This is a genomic window from Tardiphaga sp. P9-11, assembly GCF_008329525.1.
Taxonomy (GTDB): Bacteria; Pseudomonadota; Alphaproteobacteria; order Rhizobiales; family Xanthobacteraceae; genus Tardiphaga.
In genome coordinates this window covers 209,957-231,295 of the sequence record NZ_NPKQ01000007.1, presented here as the reverse complement: position 1 = coordinate 231,295, position 21,339 = coordinate 209,957, and the positions used below count along the sequence as shown (strand labels likewise).

The window sequence follows — 21,339 nt, the reverse complement described above, 5'->3', positions numbered from 1 at the left end:
ATATAGGGCTGTTTAGCCGCCCCGGAGGGCCAAACGAAGGCCCCGAAAGGCGTCGTTGCATATCTCGCGGGCCTAGCGGCCGCCGCCGCGGGATACGCGCTCGATCTCGGCCTTGACGATGCGCTCGACAAGGCCCGGCAGGTTGTCGTCCAGCCAGGACTTCAGCATCGGGCGGAGCATCTCCTTGACGAGATCCTCGAGGGTCCGCGCATTGTTGCTCAGAACCGTATTGGCCAACGCATTGAAGGCTGACTCCACGGACGACACGGTGCTGTGCGACAGAATCTGCTGCGGTGCGACCGGTGGTGGATCATAGGATGGTGGGTCGAAGCGCGGCGCCTGCCGTTCGCTGCTGGCGGCGACGGCTTCGGCGAATTCGAGGTCGTCATCCGGCTCGACGTGCTGGAATGCGGGCTCCGGCTCGGGATCGGCGACCATCATCTCGTCGGTCAGCTCAAACACGTCGCCGTCGGGCTGCGCCGGGCGCACTTCTTCCTCGGTGGTCGCGGCTTCCAAGCTGGCTAACATCGCGTCGATGTCGTCCTGGCTGTTGGAGACAGCAGGTTCCGGCGACGGTGCGGGCTTCGGAGCTGGCGGTAGTGCCTTGGCGGCAGCCACCTGCGCGGCGGGAATCGCTGACGGGGGGATGTCTGTCATCGCAGCGGGCTTGGGTGCAGGAACTGGCTTAGGCGGCGGAGGTGCAACCTCGGCAACGGCCGGCTTCGCTTCGTCGTCGGCGATGATGCGCCGGATCGACGCCAGAATCTCCTCCATCGAGGGCTCCTGGACCTTTGCAGGCTGCGTCATGTCCGACTCCGCATCATCAACGCTCTCGTCAATATTTACACCAGACGAGGCTGAATTTGCCGGTTGTCGTTTTAACGACCGTTCGATTCAGCGCGCAAGCCTGACTTGTCCCCAGGATCAAGCAAGGCCTGACCACCAACTGTCGCGCGGGAAATGCCCAAGGAACTAGGAAAGGCATTCCGAATCGCTAAGCTAGCAATGCAAACGGTACGTCATCGGACAAATTGATTGCAAGCAAAGGGCCGCACAAGCGGCCCTTTCGACACGATATCAGGTGATATCCTAGCGCGTTAGCGTCCGTCGGGCGTACGCACGCCGACCCAGCTATCGCGCACCTGATGATAGTGCACGCTGGGGTCATACACATTGGTGTTCAGCTTCATCACCGACGGCGACAGCCGACCGACTGCGTTGAGTACCGAGTATGATGCCACGACCCGATCATGCTGCGCGGTAACGAGTGCGACGCGCGCATTCACCAGCGCCTGCTGGGCGTTCAACACGTCGAGCGTGGTGCGCTGGCCGGCCTTGGCTTCTTCGCGAACGCCGTTCAGCGCAATTTCGGAGGCCTGCACCTGCGCCTGTGCGGACGAGACCTGCGCCCTGCCCGCCAGCAACTGGCCCCAGGCCTGCACGACGCTCGCACGGGTCTGGTCGCGTACCTGCTCGAGCGCCAGACGCTGCTGGGCCAACGTTTCTTTGGACTGACGGATCAGTGAATATTCCGCGCCGCCCTGGTAAACCGGGATCGACACCTGCGCGATGCCTGCTGCGGTCAGACCGCGCGGCTGCGAGATCGACTGTTCCCAACCCTGCTGGATGCTGGCCTGCAAGGTCACGCTCGGGAACAGCGCACCCTCGTTGACCTTCACATTGAGGAAGCTGACATCGATACCGAACATCGCAGCGGTGACATTCGGGTTCTCGACGAGGCCGAGATCGACGGCGCCGGGCAGCGTGTTCGGCAGGAAGCGATCGACCGGCGAACCCGCCTGCAGGTTGCTCGGCTCATTGCCGATGATACGGCGGAAGTTCGAGCGCGTGGTGGTGAGATTCGACTCGGCGGTCAGCAACTGGGTGCGGCCGGCAGCGAGCTGGGCTTCGGACTGTGCCACGTCGGTACGGGTGACTTCGCCGACATTGAAGCGATCGCGGGTCTGCTTCAGCGTCTGCTCGAGCACGCGCACGTTGCTCTTCTGAACCTCGACCACGGCCGAGTCGCGCAGATAGTCCATGTAGATCGTCGCGGCGGAGAGGATCACTGACTGTTCGAGCACGCGCAGACCTTCGCGCGCAGCCGAGACCTGTCCCTCGGCGGCACGTGTGCGGTTCGCCGTCTGCTGGCCGTTGTACACATTCTGGGTGATGGTTGCGCCGACGGCACGGGGAACCTGCACGCCGTGAAGCGGGGTCACAACGCCGCCGGAAGCGACCACAGCGTCCGTATATTGATAACCACCGCTCGCAGTGATCGCGACCTTCGGCCGGTAACCGGACAAAGCCTGCGGCACGTTTTCGTCAGTGACCCGCACCGAAGCGCGCTGGGCATTCAATTGAGGATTGTTCTGGTAAGCGCGAACCAGAGCCGACTCAATCGTGTCAGCAAGAACTGGTGACGTTCCGGCAAATGCCAGCAAAAGGGCCGCAGCTGCAGCACCGGTGAGAGCTTTTACGCCACCCATTCTTGGTAATCCATTCATGCCGTTCACTGATCCGGACGCACACTTATTGCGGCGGAACAGATGATGTCCGTTAGCGAGTCTCCACTCACCATATTCCTCGCATTGGCGAGACGGAACCTCTCGTGGAAATTTGACAGTGAAAACTTGGCGAATGGGACATCCAAGCCACACTTGTAATTACCGCTGGCGATATTAGCGGTGCCCCGATGCCAGATAAGGCGGACAGTCAGCCCTAGAAAACGAATGCAGGCAGCTTTTCCATGCCCGGCAGAACCGGCGCCGTGGCATCGAACAGCGGGCGGGTGCCAAAATCCTCATGGGAGTGGGTCACGATCACGGCGCGGGCCGGCTTGGTCAGCGCGAATACGCCCACCAGTTGACCATCGGGGGCCAGTTGCTTGTAGAGCCCGGTCGGGACGACTTCCGTCGCGCCGGCCAGAACGATCAGATCATAGGGGCCGTTCCCGGTGTCGCCATCGGCCGGCATGCCGGCCGCGCTGGTGACCTGCCCGGCAAACTGGGCGATCACAGCGGCCGCATAGCCCGTGGGGCAACCGACCACCAGAACCTTGTCGGTCGCCCTCACGTCAGAGGCCTGCAGCATCCGCGCCAGCACCACCGGCTTGATCAGAAAGCGATTCGGAGCGACTTCGAGGTCGAGATCGAGATAGGCCATGGCGCGCTGGCTGGCAGGAACGAACTCCTCGCGCGGCACCGCGAGCATGGCATCGATGATGCGCAAATCGGTGACGTCGCTGGGACGCACCTGACCATCAACCATCTTCTGGCGTGCGGTCGAAAAGTCGGACATGAGCAATCCCTTGCAAACGGCTGGAAGTTCCTTTTGCAGGAATTACGGCAGCGCACAGCGGGATGCAAGGTTCGTAAAAACACAGCAGCCAACGCGCTATCGAAGCGGTCCTGAGCGCGGTTGCTGGCAGCTGTTTTTGCGGAAGGATGTTTGGCTCCCCGGGCTGGATTCGAACCAGCGACCATTCGATTAACAGTCGAATGCTCTACCGCTGAGCTACCAGGGAACGTGCGAAGCTTGTTCGCAGGCCGCAGCGTATAACAAAGCGATCCGCGCTTGGAAAGCAGGAAATGCAGCTCTTCCCACCGACGCCACCAATCGGGGAAAACTCAGAAAATGCCTGATGTTACGGGGGCTTCTTGAGGTGCGGCCGGTTCTCGTCGGGGGCGTGCTGGACAGTCACGGAGAATTATCTTTCCGAACCTGTCGCCATTTCGTCTTATTGCACCGCAAGACTGCCCGTCGTGACGTTGAACAAGTTCCGAATCGAACGAGGTGACCGATGCCAGCCACGCACACCGACCGCGCGCTTCCGACCGACCTCAACTCCCTGCCCTTTATCAGTGATGACGAATGCGTCACCCGGCTCGCAGAAGCCGTCGAGGCACATGACAGCGACCACCTCGACGAGGTGGCGCTGCTGATCGGCCGCCTTGCGGTGCCGATCGAAATCTAGGGGATCAGTCAGCCGGGGACTTCGTTCCCGGAGATTGAGATCCAGGGAATCACATCCCGACGCCGAGGAAGTCCCGCATCAAATCGGGGCTGGCGTTGAGGTCGGCCGGCGTACCTTCGAACACCACGTGGCCGTTATTGAGCCCGTAGACGCGGTTGGCGAAGCTCAATGCCGCTGCGACGTTCTGTTCGACCACGATCATGGTGCGGCCTTCAGCAGCCAGATTGCGCGAGACCTCGACAAGATCGCGCACGATCAGCGGCGCAAGACCTTCGAACGGCTCGTCCAGCAGGATGATGCGCGCATCGCGGATCAGCGCGCGGGCGATGGCCAGCATTTGCTGCTCGCCGCCCGACAGTGTACGTCCGGCCGATTTGCGGCGCTCCCTAAGGCGCGGAAACACTTCATAAATGCGATCATAGGACCAGGCATTCGGTGCCGTCAGCGCCGCAATGCGCAGGTTTTCCTCGACCGTCAGGCCACCGAAGATCGCGCGCTCTTCCGGCACGAGTTGCACGCCCATGCCGGCAATCGCCGATGGCGGCAGGCCCTCGATGGACTTGCCGTCGAGCCGAATATTTCCGCTGCGCGGCGACAGGACGCCCATGATCGAGCGGAGCGTCGTGGTCTTGCCGGCGCCGTTGCGGCCGAGCAGTGCGACAACCTCGCCCTGCTCGACCCGGATCGACAGGTCGAACAGCACGTGGGAATCGCCATACAGCGTATTGATCTTGTCGACTTCAAGCAGGCTCATGCGCGTGCAGCCCTCCCAGATAGGCGTCCTGCACGGCCGGATTACGCCGGATTTCGTCGGCGGTGTCATCTGCCAGCAGCCGGCCCTCATAGAGCACGGTGATGCGCTCGGCGAGTTCGAAAATCGCGTCGAGATCGTGTTCGACGATCACGACAGTGCGCGAGCGACCGATGTCGCGAATGAAGGCGCAGGTCGCAACACGTTCCGCCGGACTCATGCCTGCCAATGGCTCATCCAGCAGCAACACATTCGGGCTGGTCGCCAACGCCATGCCGATCTCAAGTCGGCGCTTCTCGCCGTAGGCCAGGATATGTGCCGGCGTGTCGGCCCGCTCAACGAGATTGAGCAGGCTGAGGATCGAGGCGATCTGTTCCTCGACTTCGGGAATGCTTGCGGCATCACGCAACAGATCGAACCGCATCGGTCCGCGACTGCGGGCCAGTGCCGCGATCCGCAAATTCTTGCGCACCGTCAGATTGGGAAACAACTGGTTGAGCTGGTTGCTCTTGGCGATGCCGAGCTGCGCCGCGCGGCTGACGCCAACGCCCGTGACTTTCTCGCCGAACAGCAGCACTTCGCCGGAGGACGGGCTGACTTCGTCGAGCAGCATCTTGAACAACGTGCTCTTGCCGGCTCCGTTCGGGCCGATCACCGCATGGATCGAGCCGCGGCGAACCTTGAACGAAACGCCGTCGACGGCTTTGAGGCCACCATAGTGCCGCGCCAAAGATTTGGCTTCGAGTGCAATGTCGCTGTCACCTGTCATGGGCTCGGCAAGGGTCAGCCTAACGTCCTTGGGCGGTGCGACAGGCTTGGTCGCGGCATCGATATTGTGGGCCTCAATCGCCTCGGTCTTTGCCTCAGCCGCCTTTGCTGCAGCCAGGTTGCGACGCTCGTTCCACCAATGGGCGATCTCGCCACAGATGCCGCGGCGCAGCCCGATAACCAGAATAATGAAGGCAATGCCAAGCACCAGCTTCCACAGGATCGCAAAGCCCGGGATGAGCTGCAGATTGTCACGCAGCCACAGCCAGACGGCCGCGCCGACCAGCGGACCGATCAGCGTGCCGGCGCCACCGACGATGGTCTGCACGACCAACTGACCGGACGTTTCGAGCGAGAAGGCATCCGGCGGCATGTAGCTCTGGAACGAGCCGAGCAAACCGCCGGCCAATCCGGCATAGAGCGCGGCGATGACGAAGGCCGTCAGCTTGTAGGCCGGCACGTTGTGGCCGAGCATCGCGACACGGCCGGTGTTCTCCTTGATCGCCAGCAGGATCACACCGACCGGCGAGCCGACGATGCGGCGCGCCAGCACGTAACCGAGAAAGAAGATCAGGGCGAACAGGACATACATCGGCATGCCCGCGCTGATGCGAATCGCATGGGCGCCAAAGCCAAGCACAGGCACTGGAACGCCGGGGATGCCGTTTTCGCCGCCGGTGTAGTCCGACAGCGGCGAGTTCTCGATGAAATAGGCCATCTGGCCGAAGGCCAGCGTGATCATCGTGAAGTAGATGCCGATCCTGCGCACGGCGAACCAGCCGACCAGGAGGCCGAACAGACCGGCGGCGACCGTACCGATCGCCAGTGCCAGCCAGACGCTGTCGATCGTGTGGGACACCAGCAGATAGGCGCTGACAAAACCGCCGACACCGAAAAACGCGGCCTGCCCGAACGACAGCAGGCCCGTCAGGCCAAACAGGATGTCGAAGCCAAGGCCAATCAGGCCCCAGTTCAGCACGCGCGTCAGCAGATCGGTCGAGAAGCCGAGATGCGGGAACACGATGGGCGCCACGATCAGCGTGCACAGCACCGCGAGTTCGGGAAGCCAGCCCCGCAAGCCGCCGGAACGAGCACGCATCATGCGCGGCCTTCCGAACCGAACAGGCCCTGTGGACGCATGATCAGCAGCACTGCCATCAGCGCGTAGAGCATCACTTCCGAATAGGACGAATTGAAAGCACTGGTCAGGCTGATGATCTCGCCGGCGATAAGGCCGCCGACGACGGCGCCGGGGAACGAGCCGAGGCCGCCGAGCACGATGACCACGAAGGACTGCGCCATGAAGTTGGCGCCCATATCCGGCGTCACCGCGACGACCGGCGCATAGAGCATGCCGGCCAGGCCGACCGCGACGACGCCGATGGCGAAGACCAGCAGGAAGGCGCGGCGTACATTGATGCCGAGGATGCCGACCATGCCGGGATTCTCGATACCGGCGCGAACCACGAGGCCCATCGAGGTGCGATAGAGCACGAGATAGAGGCTGAGCAGCAGGCCGGCGATGATGGCGATGAGCTGCAGGCGATAGGTCGGATAGATCAGGAAGCCCATCTGGGTCGCACCCTGCCCCCAGGACGGCACCGGCACGCGCTGCGCATTGCCGCCGAAGGCTGCGCGCACGCATTCGACGAGCACGATGCCGACACCGTAAGTGACGAGGATCTGGTCCTCATGCGGGCGATCGTAGAAATAACGGATGATGATGCGTTCGAGCAGGAAACCGAGCGCCAGCATGAAGCCGCAGCCGACGATGATCGCGAGCACGAAAGACGAGGTATATTGCAGCAGGACGAAAGCGGCATAGGCGCCCACGGCGAACAGCGCGCCGTGAGCGAAGTTGAGGACGCCAAGCGTGCCCAGGATGATCGTCAGACCGCTGCTGACGAGCGCCAGCAGCGTGCCGAGGGCCAGACCATTGAAGGCCTGCGAGATGAGGACGGGCCAGCTTAGCATGGTGATCCTTAAGTGTAGGGGCCGAGCTTGCAGCCGAAGAAGTCGGGAGCATTCATCACGCTTTCGCCGTCCGCAATATCGACAATCTCGTAGAAGTCTTCCTTGTTCTTCATCTCGGACGGCTTCTTGCCGCGCAGGATCGGGATTGGCCGCACCATCTGATGATCTTCGGCACGGAAATAGACCTTGCCGATGGTGGTCTCGTAAGGTTGTGCCTTGGAGTTCTCCATCGCCTTGATCACATCGACCGGATTGAACGTACCGGCGCGTTCGACCGACATCGCCCACAGATAGGTCTGCATGTAGCCGATATGGGCGCCCCATCGCGGATAGTACTTGTTCTGCGCCAGGAAGGTTTCGACGAAGGCCCTGGCGAGCGGATAGGTGTCCTGCAGGCCCCACCAGAAGTCGCAGCTGCCATAGACGCCCTGCATCAGCTCGGCACCGAGCTCCTTGTCCTGGAACGAGGACAGGTTCGGCACCACGAGCTTCATGCGCTTCAGCACGCCGAACTGTTCGGCCTGCTTGGTCGACGCAACCGCGTCGCCGCCGAAGGCAATGTTTACGAACACATCCGCACCGCTGTTGGCGATGTTCAGGAGCGCCGACGAATAGTCGGTGGTGCCGAGTGGCACGACTTCCTTGGCAACCTGCTTCCAACCCTGCTCCGCCGAGAACTTGGCGAAGCTGTCATAGACCGTGTGGCCATAGGTGTAGTCCGGCACCAGGAAGGCCGACTTCACGTTCTTGCCGAGCGCCTTGGCGACGACCGGCGCCATCGCCTTCGCGGCCATGTAAGCGTTCTGCTGCGAGCGGAAGCCGTAGCGCTGGCAGTTCTTTCCAGTGATGTCGTTGGAGCCGGCGATGCCGACCATGTAGAGCACCTTCTCGCGCGAGCCGAGCTCTTCGAGCGCAATGGCGCTGGCTGATGACACCGAACCCGACACCATGATCGCCTTGTCGCGCTGGATGAACTGCGTGGCACTCTGCACGTCGAGGTTGGGTTTGCCTTCGGTGTCGGAGACCTTGTACTTGATCTGGCGGCCGAGCACGCCCTTGCCCTTGAGACCCCACTTCTGCGCGATGTCGCCGCCGGCATTGATCTGTGCGATCGCCAGTTCGTAGCCGAGCTTGAGGTCGCCGCCGTCACCCGAAAACACGCCGGTGAGCGGGATGGTCAGACCGACGAACACCGAATCCGCGGTGACGCCTTCCGGAAACGTGCCGATGGTGGCCGGCGACTGCGCAAACGCGCTGCCTGGAAGCATGAGGCCGGCGGCAGTGCCGACACCTCCGAGCAAAAGCTGTCGACGGTCAAACTGCATGACACACCCTTCTGGTTCGATCACCGCCACCATTGGCCGGTGAGCTGCGATGGGGACCGGCCCCGGCGAAGTTGAGTTCCTGAAACGGGATGCCGTCGCAACTCTCGTGGTGCCTGCGAGATCATCGCAGGAGCCTCATTCATGGTCACTCGCTGAAACCGGAATACCGGCAGCGCTGCGTCCGCGAAGCGAGAGAGAACGGATCGTTCTTGGTTCCCCTCAGGCTAGGTTGCTTCGGATCGCGCGGGGTATAGACAATCCTGCAAAGGGCCTTGCAGACTGGCTTTTCCACCGCGACATGGCGTCCCGGGTATGGTTTGCTGGCACAGCTCTTGCTGATTGTCTTGGATGGAAAATTTCAAAGCTCTCGATTGGGATGACCTCAAGGTCTTCATTCACGCGGCCCGCGGCGGCAGCCTGGGCAATGCGGCCAAACGCCTTCGGGTCGATCAATCTACTATCAGCCGCCGGATCGCGCATCTGGAGAGCACGCTGGGCGTGGCGCTGTTCGAGCGACTGCCGTCCGGATTGAAGGTCAACGAGACCGGCGACCGCCTGCTTTGCCACGCCGAGCGCATCGAGAGCGCCGTGATTGCGATGCGGGAAGATGTGCAATGCGGCGGCAGCCGCATGGCTGGCCGGGTCCGCCTTGCCACGATGGAAGGCATCGCCTCGCTCTACCTCGCCTACCGTTTCGTCGAATTGCGGAAACAGCATCCGGACCTGACCGTCGAACTGCTGACCTCACCGCAGAGCGTCTCGGTCAACCGGCGCGAGGCTGATCTATTTCTGAGTTTCTTCCGCCCGACCGGTCAAGGTATGGTATCCGAGCGTATCGGTTGCTTTCAGCTCGGGCTCTATGCATCGCAGAGTTACCTCGACGCACGCGGCATGCCGAAGAGCGCCTCCGAGCTCACGCAGCACAGCTTCGTCACCTATATCGACGACCAGATCCAGCTCGACTCGGTGCGCTGGCTCGATGACATCATCAAGAGCCCGCCGGTCTCATTCCATTCCAACAGCATGTGCGCGCAGATGAACGCTGCGGCCGGCGGCATCGGGCTTGTGCTGCTACCGAGTTTTGCGACGTCGCGCCGTCCTGACTTGATCCCGGTGCTGCACGACAAACTGTCGACCACGCGCGAACTCTGGATCAACGTCCACAACGACCTGCAATTCGTGCCGCGCATCCGCGCGGTATCGAGTTTCCTGAAGTCGACCTTCAAGGCGGATCCTCTGATGCAGGCCAGCACCAGGGGCCGCAAGATGCTGGATACGCTGCTGGAGACAGACACACCCGTCACGGAGCAAACAGTTTGATGTTACCGTGAACCATCGGATTGGTGCATGGACCCCCCGTACTTGATTCAATGAGGTAAACGTCCCGGTAACCATGACGGGTCTGACGTGTGGATCGGTACAATTTGAACGATCCATTCAACAGCCCAACAAAGGCTTTGCGTCAGATTGCTCCCAAGACAGGGAGCTAAAAGATGAGCGAAGCCGAATTTGACTATCTGCTGGAGACGGTCCGGGCCGAAATCGAGGCCGATGTGCGGGACGATCTGCGCAGCCAGGAAATGTTCTTCGCCCCGATTCCGACCGCTGCGAACGACAATGACGGCCCTTGGCCACTGATTCCGTTTCCGGATGGCTGGCAGGCCTCCTGCTGATCGTTGTGTCAGTATGTCGGAACCCATGAAAGATTTCAGCCGGGCATTGCCTAAACGGCGAACGCTCTGTAACTAACCCACTATGGGGCCATGTGGCGGAATGGTTACGCGCCGGTCTGCAAAACCGTTTATTCGGGTTCGATTCCCGACGTGGCCTCCATCAATCCAATCAATAACTTAGCCTGCCAGACCCGTGATCTGGGCGCGACTGCTTTGAGTGGTGCGCTGCAATACTTCGCTTGGCAGGATTGGAGTATTGATCGTAGCATCCTGCCAACCCCAGGGGGCATGATGAACATCCAGATCTTGATCGCCACGTTGCTGCTGATCTCACCGAGCTGGGCCCAGACCAAACCATCCGTTCCGGTCCGCACTGATCCTTGCGCGCCGATCGGCCGGACCGCCGACGGCCAGCTGGTTTATTCCATGAAGTGCGAGAAGCTGCCGGTTCCGGTGATGCCGCCGCAGGCCGCAGCCCCGGCACCGCCTCCCGCACCCGTCGTGGAAGAAGCTCGCGGCGGACTGTTCCGCAATCCGTTTCCGTCGCTCGTGAGACCGTCATCATCGAGTGACGAGCGTGAAGCCGGCGTCGGTCCGCCGCCCAGCAGCCGATAGGCCGGGATCAATCAAAGCCGAACGCGATCAGGCGTGCTTCTTACGCCGCCAGTCGCGCTTGGGTTTGGGCTTTGGCGCCAGTTCCGGCATGACGGTCTGGGTTTCCCGATATTTCGCCAGCATCCGCTCGAAAGCCTCGTTCAGCGTGGTCTCGATCTCCGGCTTCCGTTCGAGGCTGGCCAGCAGCATCCCCGCGGCTTCGATGGTCGACAGGCCGTCCTTGCGCGGTTCGCGGCGCAGCTTGCCGTAAAGCGACGGTTTGGCCGGTCCGAGGATCACGCGCTGGCATTTCAGCATCCAGGCATTGCGCCACCACAGCGCCTTGGCCTGGCTCCAGGTGCCGTCAAGCAGTACGATGCCCTGGATGTCCTTGAGCAGTGCGCGCTGGTTTTCCTCGGCCTGCCCCTTGCGGTCGATGGCCAGAATATCCCGATCGGTCTCGAAGTCCGAGACCTTGGCGGAGCCGAGATACAAGATCGCCCAACGCTGGGGATCGGCAACCGGCTTGCCCAGTGCCTTGGCGAGGCTTGGCCATGACAGGCCGATCTTCACCGTCGCCTTCTTGAAATGCTGGGCGGCGACGCGGGCCGTCGCGAGCGCCGCATCCTGCTCCTGCGGATGCTGCAGGATCAGGAGCTCGATCTTGTTGTCGATGGGCGTGATGCTGTCGCAGATGCATAGCGGCATCGGCTTATGGCAATGCGGACATTCCGGAATCGCCTCGACGGCCTCGGTGGCTTGCATATCTGATTTCTTGGACATTGCCCGCTATACGCTGCGCGGCCAGAGGCTTCAACCGCCGTGACGCCCGGAATATGGCTATTCGGCCGGGGCTGGCAGCGGTGCCGGGCGGAAGCGGTTACGCAACCGGTCGATCAGGAGGTAGATCACTGGCGTCGTGTAGAGCGTCAGTACCTGCGAGACGAACAGCCCGCCAATGATGGTGATGCCCAGCGGCCGCCGCAGCTCGGTGCCCGGCCCGGTAGCGATCACCAACGGGATGGCCGCGAATACCGCCGCCAACGAGGTCATCAGGATCGGGCGGAAACGCACGGTGCAGGCCTCGAAGATGGCTTCGGCCGGCGACAGGCCGCGATGCCGCTCCGCCTCGATGGCGAAATCGACCATCATGATTCCGTTCTTCTTGACGATGCCGATGAGGAGAATGATGCCGACGAAGGCGATCACGGTCAGCGGCGTGTTGGTGATCTGCAACGCCAGCAGCGCGCCGAGTCCCGCCGAGGGCAGCGTCGAGATGATGGTCAGAGGATGCACCAGGCTCTCATAGAGCACGCCCAGCACGATATACATCGCGATCAGCGCGCCGAGGATCAGTAGTGGCTGCCGCCCCGTCGTCTTGCTGAAGTCACCGGCATTGCCATCGAAGCCGCCGCGAATGCCTTCCGGCATATGCAGCTCGTCGACCGCGCGCTGGATGTTGCCGGTCACGGCATCGAGCTGCACGCCGGGCAGCGTGTTGAACGACACCGTCGTCGACGGGAAACCCTGCGAGTGGAACACCGCCAGCGCCGACAACGTGCGCGACATCCGCACCACCGCCGACAGCGGGACCTGCGCACCATTGGCGCCGGCAACATAGATGCGATCGAGGTCGGATGGATCGTTCTGGAATTTCTGATCGATTTCCAGCACCACCTTGTACTGGTTGCGTTGGGTGTAGATCGTCGATATCTGCCGCTGCGAAAACGCATTGTTGAGCGCGTTGTCAATGTCCTGAACATCGACGCCGAGGCTCGACGCCATCTTGCGGTCGATATTCAGCGTGAGCTGCAATCCGCCGGGATCGCGATCACTCGACACGTCAGTGATCCCCTCGACGCTCTCCAGCCGTTTGCCGACCAGCGGCGCCCATTTCTGCAGGAGATCGAGATTGGTCGAGGTCAGGGTGTATTGGTAGTTGGAGTCGCTCTGGCGTCCACCCGCGCGCAGATCCTGTGCGGCGAACATGAACAGTCGGATACCGGGGACCGCGCTGAGTTTCGGACGCAGCCGGTTAATGACGTCTTCGGTCGAAGCTCCGTTACGCTCTTCCGGCGGTTTCAAGGCGATAAACATGGTGCCCCGATTGGCACCGCCGCCGCCCGGCCCGCCCGTGCCGCCAAGCGACGACCCAATACTGGCCACACCCGGATCGGCCAGCACGAGATCAGCCAGATGCTGTTGCAGTCCGAGCATCGCCTGAAACGAAACATCAGCCGATGCGCGCGTCGCACCGATGACGAAGCCGCTGTCGTCGTTCGGGAAAAAACCTTTCGGCGTCTTGATGTAGAGTGTGACCGTCAGCGCGATGGTGGCGAAGAATACCACCAGCGTCAGGAATGGAAAACCCAGCACCACATGCAGGGTGCGTTCATAGAACGCCACGATGCGTGACAGTGTGCCTTCGACAATGCGGTCGAAACGGGTTTCGGTGCTCGACAGACCGCTCTTGATATACTGTGCGCAAATCATCGGTGTCACCGTCAGTGACACCAGCGTCGAGACGATAATCGAGAATGTCAGCGTCAACGAGAATTCGCGCAGCAATCGGCCGACCAGACCGTCCATGAAGATCAGCGGGATGAAGGCCGCGACCAGCGACAGGCTGATTGACAGCACCGTGAAGCCGATCTGCCTGGCGCCAGCGAGCGCCGCCTGCATCGGCGCCATGCCCTCTTCGAGATTGCGGTACATGTTCTCGATCATGACGATGGCGTCATCGACCACAAAGCCGACAGAGATCGCCAGCGCCATCAGCGACAGATTGTTGATCGAGAAGCCGGCCAGCCACATGCCAACGCAGGTGCCCGCCAGCGCCAGCGGCACCGAAACGCCGGCCGCGATGGTTGGGGTGCCGCGACGCAGGAACAGGAACACCACGGCCATCACCAACACGGCTGTGGCGAACAGCGTCCACTCCATGTCTTCGACCGAAGCGCGAATGGTGCCAGTACGATCGGTCAGAACAGAAATCTCGATCCCGGCAGGAATCCATTGTTTCAGATCGGGGATCAGCGCTTTCACGCGATCGACCGTTTCGATGACGTTGGCGTCGCCCTGTTTGGTGATCTGGATCAGCACCGCCGGTTGCTTGTTGAACCAGGCAACCGAGCGGCTGTTGCGCGTCGCATCCTGAACATCGGCGACATCAGACAGCCGCAGATAGTTGCCGTTCGAACTCTTGACGATGATCTCGCGAAACTCTTCCGCCGTGCGCATCTGCGGATTCATCGAGATCGTCTCGCTCTGCCGCGATCCCTGGAAGATGCCGACAGGACCAAGCGGATTGGCATTGACGATCGCGGTGCGCACGTCGTCGGTGGCAATCCCGGCATTCGACAACGCGACCGGATTGAGCTGGATGCGCACCGCGGGCTGGTCAGCGCCGCTGGCCGTGACTTCGCCGACCCCCGGCACCTGCGACAGCCGCTGTACGATCACGGTGTCGGCGACGTCGTAGATCGCGGACGCAGACATCGTTGGCGACGTCAAAGCGAGAATGAAGACAGGCGCGGCGGACGGGTTAGCCTTGCGGAACGTCGGCAGTGTCGGAAGATCGGTCGGCAGATCGGCCATCGACGCATTGATGGCAGCCTGGACGTCACGCGCGGCGCGATCAACGTCGCGGCCGATCGCGAATTGCAGCTGAATGCTCGTCGAGCCCAAGGAGCTTGTCGAGGTGATCTGATCCAGACCGGCAATGATGCCCAGTCGTCGTTCCAGCGGCGCAGCAACGGTTGCCGCCATGATCGACGGATCAGCGCCTGGCCGCGACGCCTGCACGCGGATCATCGGGAAATCGACGTTGGGCGTCGCAGCGACGGGCAGGAAGTGATAGGCGACGACACCGAGAAGAAACAGTCCGATCGCCAGCAACGTGGTACCGACCGGCCGCATGATGAATGGCGCTGAGATGGAGATAGAGGCCACTAGGGCGGCCCCCCTGCTCCCGCCGCTCCGGCTGCACCCGCGACGGGCGGTGCACTCTTCTCGAACCGGCGATTGATGCGATCCAGCGCCAGATAGATTACCGGCGTGGTGTAGAGCGTCAGGATCTGGCTGAGCAGCAGACCGCCGATGATCGACACACCGAGCGGGAAACGCAGCTCTGCGCCGGTGCCGCTTTCGATCGCCAGCGGCAACGCACCAAACAATGCTGCCAACGTCGTCATCATGATGGGCCGGAACCGCAGCAGACAGGCTTCGACGATCGCCGCTTCCGGTGCCATGCCGCGATTGCGTTCGGCATCCAGCGCAAAATCGATCATCATGATCGCGTTCTTCTTGACGATGCCCATCAGGAGGATGATGCCTATCAAGCCAATGACGGACAGGTCCTGTCCGGTCAGCATCAGCGCGAGGATAGCACCGACGCCAGCCGATGGCAGCGTCGAGAGAATGGTGATCGGGTGGATGTAGCTTTCATAGAGCACGCCGAGCACGATATAGATCGTCACCAGTGCAGCGAGGATCAGCCATGGCTGCCCGGACAGCGATTTGGAGAATTCCGCGGCATCGCCAGAGAACATCCCGACAATGCTGGTCGGCATGCCGATCCGGGTTTCGATCTTTTTGACTTCCTCAACCGCGTCACCAAGCGCCTCGTTCGGTGCGAGATTGAAGCTGAGCGAGATCGCGGGAAATTGCGCCTGATGCGAGATCGCCAGTGGCGCCGTAGTCCGCGTCAACGTAGCTACGGCAGACAGCGGCACCTGCGCGCCGGCCACGCCGGGCAGATACAATTTTGACAGTACATCGGGATCGCGCTGCTGCGACGGCAATGCTTCCAGCACGACGCGGTATTGATTGGCCTGACCGTAGATCGTCGAAATCTGGCGCTGCGCGAAGGCATCATTCAGAGTGTCGGTGACGCCCTGCAGGTTGACACCAAGTTGGCCGGCGCGCTGCCGATTGATATCGAGCGATGCCCGCAATCCGCCGATTTGCGCTTCCGAGGACACATCGCGGAACATCGGATCGCGGCGCAATTCGGCGACCAGCTTCTGCGACCATTCGGTCACCTGGGCCGCGTCGGTCCCTGTCAGCGTATATTGATACTGCGAACGGCTCGCTTGCGTGCTGATCTGGATATCCTGCACGGGCTGGAAATACACGGTCATGCCCGGGATCGCCGCGACGCGATCCTTGAGCCGCGCGATCACGGCATTCATGTCATCCTTGCGCTCGCCGCGCGGCTTCAGGGACATCACCAGCCGACCGACATTGGTGGTGGGATTGACCGAGCCGCCGCCGATCACCGAGATGATTCCGGTCACATCCGGATCGGCCTGGATTACTGCCGCCGCCGCGTTCTGCCGGCTCTGCATCTCAGTGAAAGACACGTCGGCACCGGCCTCGGTCACTGCTGTGATAGAGGCGGTGTCCTGCAGCGGCAGGAAGCCCTTGGGGGCGATAACATAGAGGCCCAGCGTTGCAACGATGGTCAGGAACGTGACCACCAGCGTCGCTGGCTGATGCTGCAACACCCACAACAGCGTGCGATGATAGAAGGCCACCATTCGGTCGATGAAGCGGCTAACAGCTCCCAGACCCGGCACCTGCCATTCGTCCTTGGTGTGTTTCAGCAGCCGCGAGCACATCATCGGTGTCAGCGTCAGCGACACCACGGCGGACATCACCACGGCGATGGTCAGCGTCATCGCGAATTCACGGAACATGCGGCCCACAAGACCCGACATGAATAACAGCGGGATAAACACCGCGATCAGCGACACCGTCAGCGAGATCACCGTGAAACCAATTTCCTTCGCGCCCGCTAGCGCCGCTTCCATCGGGCTCTCGCCCTCTTCCATGTGACGGACGATGTTCTCGATCATCACGATGGCGTCGTCGACGACGAAGCCTGTGCCGATGGTCAGCGCCATCAGCGAGAGATTGTCGAGGCTGAAGCCGGCAAAATACATCACGCCGAAGGACGTGATCAGAGACAGCGGTAGCGCCACGCCGGCAATCAGCGTTGCACGCAACGACCGAAGGAACAGCAGCACCACCAAAGTCACGAGGATGACCGATAGTACCAGCGTGAATTGTACGTCATGTACGGAAGCACGAATCGTCACCGTACGGTCGCTAACGATGGTGAGCTTGACGCCGGCCGGCATCGACCGCTGCACCTTCGGAATTTCTTCCCGGATCTGGCGGACGACCTCGATGACATTAGCACCGGGCTGACGCTGGATTTCGATAATGACCGCCGGCGTGCCTTGATACCAGCCGCCGGTGCGGTCGTTTTCCAGACCGTCGACGATCTGCGCGATATCGCCGATGGTGACCGGCGCCCCGTTGCGGTAGGCGATGATAATCGGGCGATACTGGTCCGCCGCGGCAATCTGGTCGTTGGCCGCGATCGTGTAGGCCTGCTGCGCACCATCGAGCGAACCTTTGGGCCCCGACACATTGGCGCCCGCAATCGCCGTGCGCAGATCTTCCATCGCGATGCCATAGGCCGCGAGTCGCGCCAGATCGGCCTGCACGCGCACGGCCGGCTTCAAGCCGCCGAGCACGGCAACCTTGCCGACCCCGGTAATCTGGCTGAGACGTTGCGCCAGCAGCGTATCGGACAGATCGCTCATGGAGCGCAACGAGATGGTGTCCGAGGTCAGCGCCAGCGTCATCACGGGCGCGTCTGCCGGATTGACCTTCGCGTAAACCGGCGGATACGGCAGGTTCTTCGGCAGCACGCCGGCGGCGGCATTGATAGCCGCCTGCACGTCCTGGGTGGCGCCATCGATGTCGCGGTTGAGATCAAATTGCAGCGAGATTTGGCTGACGCCAAACGAACTGGTCGACGTCATCGACGACAACGACGGTATCTGTCCGAGCTGCCGCTCTAGCGGCGCGGTGATCAGTGACGCGGTGACTTCGGGGCTGGCGCCCGGCAATTGCGTCGAGACCTGCACCGTCGGGAAATCGACCTGCGGCAGAGCCGATACTGGCAGTGCGAAATAGCCGAGCGCACCACCGATCAGCAGCGCGATGCCGAGCAGCGACGTCGCGATAGGCCGGCGGATAAAGGGTTCCGAGACGCTCATGACTGTGCGCTCTTTGGTATCGAATTCATCAACTCAGGCGATCGATCGTTCAGGCGTCATGGCTGCTTCGCTCCCGAAGGCGTGGCCGCCGGACCTTCTGCGGGCGGTGTCTGACCGATCGGCGCCTGCGGATTGCCTTGACCGCCCGCGCCGCCTGAATTCTGACCGCGCTTGCCCCGACGCTCGCCAGCATCGTTGCCCTTGCTACCTCCCCGCTTGCGTGGCGCGAGATCAGCGGTCGGCTCCTGATCGTTGGTGCCGACTGACACTTTCGATCCCTCCGCGAGATTGGCAAAGCCCGTTGTGACAACACGCTGGGTCGGCGACAGGCCCTTGGCGATGACGGCCGTGGTCTCGTTCTGCTGCGTAACGGTGACCGGCACCGCCTTGACGATGTCGCCCTCCTCGATCACGTAACTGAACGTGCCAGCGGGACCGCGTTGCACGGCCGAGGTCGGCACCACCATCGCATCCTTCAGCGTCTCGACCTTCAGCCGCACATTGACGAACTGGCCAGGCCAGAGCTGATAATTCGGGTTCGGGAATTCGGCCTTCAGCTTCACCGTGCCGGTGGTTGTATCGACCTGATTGTCGATGCCGGTGAGCGTACCGGTATCGATGACGGTCACGCCGTCATTGCCGAATACATCGACCATCAGCGTGCCCTTGGCAGCAGCGGCATTGGCGCGAACGATCTGCTGCTGCGGCAGACTGAACAGTACTGCGATAGGCTGCAGCTGCGTAATCACCACGAGTCCCGTGGTATCGGAGGCGTGGATGATGTTGCCCTGATCGACCTGACGCAGGCCGGCGCGGCCGGAGAGCGGCGCGATGATCTTGGTGTAGCTCAGCGTTGCGGCGGCATTGTCGATCGCGGCCTGATCGGCATTCACCAGCGCCTCCTGCTGGGCGACGAGCGACTTCTGGGTGTCGGCCTGCTGCTTGGAACCGGCGTTTGACGTTGCGAGCTGCTGGTAGCGGATCAGGTCGAGCCGCGCATTGGCCAGCGTCGCCTCGTCCTGCGCCTTCTTGGCAACAGCCTGATCGTACAGCGCCTTGTAGAGGACCGGGTCAATCTCGCCGAGCACATCGCCGGCCTTGACGTCCTGGCCTTCCTTGAAATTGACCTTGATCAGCTTGCCGTCGACCTGTGCGCGCACGGTGACGTTGTTCAAGGCCTTCACCGAGCCGACGCCATCGAGATAGACCGGCACGTCCTGGATCTTCGGCGTCGCTGCCAGCACCGGCACGGTCATCATGTCCGGACGGAAGCCGCCGCGGCTGGCGGTCTGACGCTGCTGAAAAGCGTTCCAACCGATATAGCCGAGCCCGCCGAGGATCAGCAGCGTCACAGCGATCGACACAGTACGGCGGCGCGCCTTGCCGGCGACCTTGGCGACACCGTCGTCCGTCGCTTTCGCGGCCTCTTTCAACTCCGGCTTAAAGAGCATTGACCGGTCTTTCCATTTTCGGCTCCCAGCCGCCCCCCAGCGCCTGATAGAGGCTGACGATCGCCTGCAGCCGCGCCAGTTGCGCCTGCGACAGGACATCTTCCGCCTGGAACAGTGTCAGCTGGGTGTTTAGCACAGTTACGATGTCAGCGGTTCCGGCGCGCAATTGCTGCTCGGATAGCTCGAAGGCCCGCCGGGACGCTCGAACCACCTCGCGCTGCAGCCGCAGCCGCTCGGTGGTCTGGCGAATCGCGACCAGCGCGTTGTCCACGTCGGCGAAGGATTGCACGACCGTCTTGCGGTAGGTCTGCAGCAATTCGTCCTGCCGCGCCTGGGTCAGCTCGAAATTGCCCTGGATGCGCCCGCCGTCGAAGATCGGCTGGGTCAAGCCACCCACGAGGCTGAAGAAGGCGGCATTGGGCTGAAACAGCGAGGCCAGCGCGGCGCTCTGATAACCTCCCGAGCCGGTGAGCTGGATCGAAGGGAAGAACTGCGCCCTGGCGCTGCCGACGTTAGCCGTGGCTGAGGCCAATTGCGCCTCCTGCCGGCGGATATCCGGCCGCTGGGTCAACAGCTCTGATGGCAGACCGGGCGTGACACGCGGGGCTGCGATATTGTTCAGCGAGCCGCCGGCTACGCGCACGCTTTCAGGGGGCCGGGACACCAGTGTCGCGAGCGCATTGACGTTCTGCGCCAGCGTGGTCCGCAGCGGCGGCACCGCAGCGCGCTGATTGGCCAGCACGCTTTCCTGCTGCGCGACATCGAGATCGGTGCCGGTACCGGCACTAAAGCGTTGTTTGATCGCATCGAGGATGCGTTGCGCGCTGGCGATGTTACGCTCCGCCGTGCGAATGCGGTCCTGCGAGGTCAGCACCTGGAAATAGGCATTGGCGACGGCCGCCATAGTGGTCAGCGCCACCACGTCGCGGTCGAAGCGATTGGCCGTCGAGGTTTCCTCCGCAGCCAGCGCCGCGTCGCGATTCTTGCCCCAGAAATCGATCTCGTAACTGGCCGAGAGCGAGGCCGAATAGGTCACCACCTCGCGGCCGCCGTTGGTCAACCCGCTGGAGCTTGAGCCCGAGGTCCGCGAATAGGTCTCCTGCCCGCCGCTGCTCACGCTCGGCAGCAGCGCGGCGCCGGTGATTCGGGCCTGCGCGTCCGCCTGCATGATTCGCGATGTTGCCGCAGCGATATCGAGGTTGACCGTCTGGGCCTCTTCCATCAGCTGCGTCAGTTCCTTGGAACGAAAGCCGCGCCACCAGTCCAGCGTCGGCGTGGCGCCGTTGGGATTGGCCAGCCGTGCCGCTTTATAGCCCTCGGGAATATCGAGGGCTGGATCAGGCAGATCCTTGGTCAGGATGCAGCCGGCCGAACTCGCGATGACCGCGAAAGCGAGGACCGAACGTCCGATCAGCCTTGCGAACAAGTGGCTCACCGCTGGGACACCCAGACAAAGCTCCGCCGCAGGCGCGTTGCGCCGACATTTCGGGCGTTGGATGTTGTAGCCTGAGACACGTTCACCGGGTGATGCATGGTCAATGTAACGAGCCGGTATTCTAACCGCTCCGTCGTGCTGCGGACAGTGTTCTTACGTGTCGGAACGCGCAAGTGGCATCAAAGTCAGATGCTCGCAAATAACCGGATTTACACAGATTCCCCAGGCATTACCGTATTTTGGGACCGTTACAGAATCGCCCGGCAAGTCGGACTTACGAAGATTTCATGTGTTCATTTATTGCTGACGCCCGGACTGC

At 62.1% G+C, this 21,339-nt stretch carries 16 protein-coding genes and 2 tRNA genes; 5 read left to right on the top strand and 13 right to left on the bottom strand.

Going from position 1 to position 21,339, the window contains the following annotated elements:
- Nucleotides 1-72: 72 nt before the first annotated feature.
- From CIW50_RS21930 to CIW50_RS21915, 4 genes are all read right to left on the bottom strand, one after another.
- Nucleotides 73-807 (bottom strand): PopZ family protein, encoded by a 735-nt coding sequence (locus CIW50_RS21930; protein WP_149533291.1) that lies wholly within the window; start codon nucleotides 805-807, stop codon nucleotides 73-75.
- Nucleotides 808-1,097: 290 nt separating this feature from the next.
- Nucleotides 1,098-2,489, bottom strand: a complete 1,392-nt coding sequence (locus tag CIW50_RS21925) for a TolC family outer membrane protein (protein ID WP_149533290.1) — start codon at nucleotides 2,487-2,489, stop codon at nucleotides 1,098-1,100.
- A 232-nt stretch (nucleotides 2,490-2,721) separates the two neighbouring features.
- Nucleotides 2,722-3,300: a protein-L-isoaspartate O-methyltransferase family protein gene (locus CIW50_RS21920; RefSeq protein ID WP_149533289.1), complete on the bottom strand. Its 579-nt coding sequence runs from the start codon at nucleotides 3,298-3,300 to the stop codon at nucleotides 2,722-2,724.
- Between the two features lie 151 nt (nucleotides 3,301-3,451).
- Nucleotides 3,452-3,526: transfer RNA gene (locus tag CIW50_RS21915), tRNA-Asn, on the bottom strand.
- 276 nt (nucleotides 3,527-3,802) lie between these two features.
- Between CIW50_RS21915 and CIW50_RS29170 the strand changes: the two genes are divergently transcribed.
- Nucleotides 3,803-3,976 (top strand): hypothetical protein, encoded by a 174-nt coding sequence (locus tag CIW50_RS29170; RefSeq protein WP_170849674.1) that lies wholly within the window; start codon nucleotides 3,803-3,805, stop codon nucleotides 3,974-3,976.
- Nucleotides 3,977-4,025: 49 nt separating this feature from the next.
- On the opposite strand, the gene CIW50_RS21910 is transcribed toward CIW50_RS29170, so the two are convergent.
- From CIW50_RS21910 to CIW50_RS21895, 4 genes are read right to left on the bottom strand one after another with little or no spacing between them, the layout of a single operon-like run.
- Entirely contained in the window at nucleotides 4,026-4,730 is a 705-nt protein-coding gene (locus CIW50_RS21910) for an ABC transporter ATP-binding protein (RefSeq protein WP_149533288.1), read from the bottom strand.
- Complete coding sequence (locus CIW50_RS21905) at nucleotides 4,717-6,597, bottom strand: branched-chain amino acid ABC transporter ATP-binding protein/permease (RefSeq protein WP_149533287.1); 1,881 nt, start codon at nucleotides 6,595-6,597, stop codon at nucleotides 4,717-4,719. The genes CIW50_RS21910 and CIW50_RS21905 overlap by 14 nt, the downstream gene beginning before the upstream one ends.
- A complete protein-coding gene (locus CIW50_RS21900) occupies nucleotides 6,594-7,469 on the bottom strand; it encodes a branched-chain amino acid ABC transporter permease (RefSeq protein ID WP_149533286.1) in 876 nt (291 codons plus the stop codon). The genes CIW50_RS21905 and CIW50_RS21900 overlap by 4 nt, the downstream gene beginning before the upstream one ends.
- An 8-nt stretch (nucleotides 7,470-7,477) precedes the next feature.
- The gene (locus CIW50_RS21895; RefSeq protein WP_149533285.1) at nucleotides 7,478-8,794 is read right to left on the bottom strand and encodes an ABC transporter substrate-binding protein; all 1,317 of its coding nucleotides are present in this window, start codon (nucleotides 8,792-8,794) and stop codon (nucleotides 7,478-7,480) included.
- Nucleotides 8,795-9,142: 348 nt separating this feature from the next.
- Here CIW50_RS21895 and CIW50_RS21890 point away from each other — a divergent pair, with 348 nt between their 5' ends.
- The 4 genes from CIW50_RS21890 to CIW50_RS29580 all read left to right on the top strand — a co-directional run bounded on the left by CIW50_RS21890 (nucleotide 9,143) and on the right by CIW50_RS29580 (nucleotide 11,082).
- The gene (locus CIW50_RS21890) at nucleotides 9,143-10,114 is read left to right on the top strand and encodes a LysR family transcriptional regulator (RefSeq protein WP_149533284.1); all 972 of its coding nucleotides are present in this window, start codon (nucleotides 9,143-9,145) and stop codon (nucleotides 10,112-10,114) included.
- Nucleotides 10,115-10,287: 173 nt separating this feature from the next.
- Nucleotides 10,288-10,467: a hypothetical protein gene (locus tag CIW50_RS21885; protein WP_068736432.1), complete on the top strand. Its 180-nt coding sequence runs from the start codon at nucleotides 10,288-10,290 to the stop codon at nucleotides 10,465-10,467.
- A gap of 86 nt (nucleotides 10,468-10,553) precedes the next feature.
- A tRNA-Cys gene (locus CIW50_RS21880) sits at nucleotides 10,554-10,627 on the top strand.
- Nucleotides 10,618-11,082, top strand: a complete 465-nt coding sequence (locus CIW50_RS29580; protein WP_349636754.1) for a hypothetical protein — start codon at nucleotides 10,618-10,620, stop codon at nucleotides 11,080-11,082. Before CIW50_RS21880 ends, CIW50_RS29580 begins: the two co-directional genes overlap by 10 nt.
- Nucleotides 11,083-11,109: 27 nt before the next feature.
- Here the strand turns inward: CIW50_RS29580 and CIW50_RS21870 are convergent, their stop codons facing one another.
- The 5 genes from CIW50_RS21870 to CIW50_RS21850 are packed head-to-tail and all read right to left on the bottom strand — an operon-like array spanning nucleotide 11,110 to nucleotide 21,011.
- Complete coding sequence (locus CIW50_RS21870; RefSeq protein ID WP_149533283.1) at nucleotides 11,110-11,844, bottom strand: tRNA-uridine aminocarboxypropyltransferase; 735 nt, start codon at nucleotides 11,842-11,844, stop codon at nucleotides 11,110-11,112.
- A 57-nt stretch (nucleotides 11,845-11,901) separates the two neighbouring features.
- Complete coding sequence (locus CIW50_RS21865) at nucleotides 11,902-14,979, bottom strand: efflux RND transporter permease subunit (protein ID WP_149533332.1); 3,078 nt, start codon at nucleotides 14,977-14,979, stop codon at nucleotides 11,902-11,904.
- A gap of 32 nt (nucleotides 14,980-15,011) precedes the next feature.
- Complete coding sequence (locus tag CIW50_RS21860; protein ID WP_149533282.1) at nucleotides 15,012-18,134, bottom strand: efflux RND transporter permease subunit; 3,123 nt, start codon at nucleotides 18,132-18,134, stop codon at nucleotides 15,012-15,014.
- 56 nt (nucleotides 18,135-18,190) lie between these two features.
- Nucleotides 18,191-19,585 (bottom strand): efflux RND transporter periplasmic adaptor subunit, encoded by a 1,395-nt coding sequence (locus CIW50_RS21855; protein WP_149533281.1) that lies wholly within the window; start codon nucleotides 19,583-19,585, stop codon nucleotides 18,191-18,193.
- Nucleotides 19,575-21,011, bottom strand: coding sequence for an efflux transporter outer membrane subunit (locus CIW50_RS21850; protein WP_502707526.1), 1,437 nt, complete (start codon nucleotides 21,009-21,011; stop codon nucleotides 19,575-19,577). The genes CIW50_RS21855 and CIW50_RS21850 overlap by 11 nt, the downstream gene beginning before the upstream one ends.
- Nucleotides 21,012-21,339: the final 328 nt, after the last annotated feature.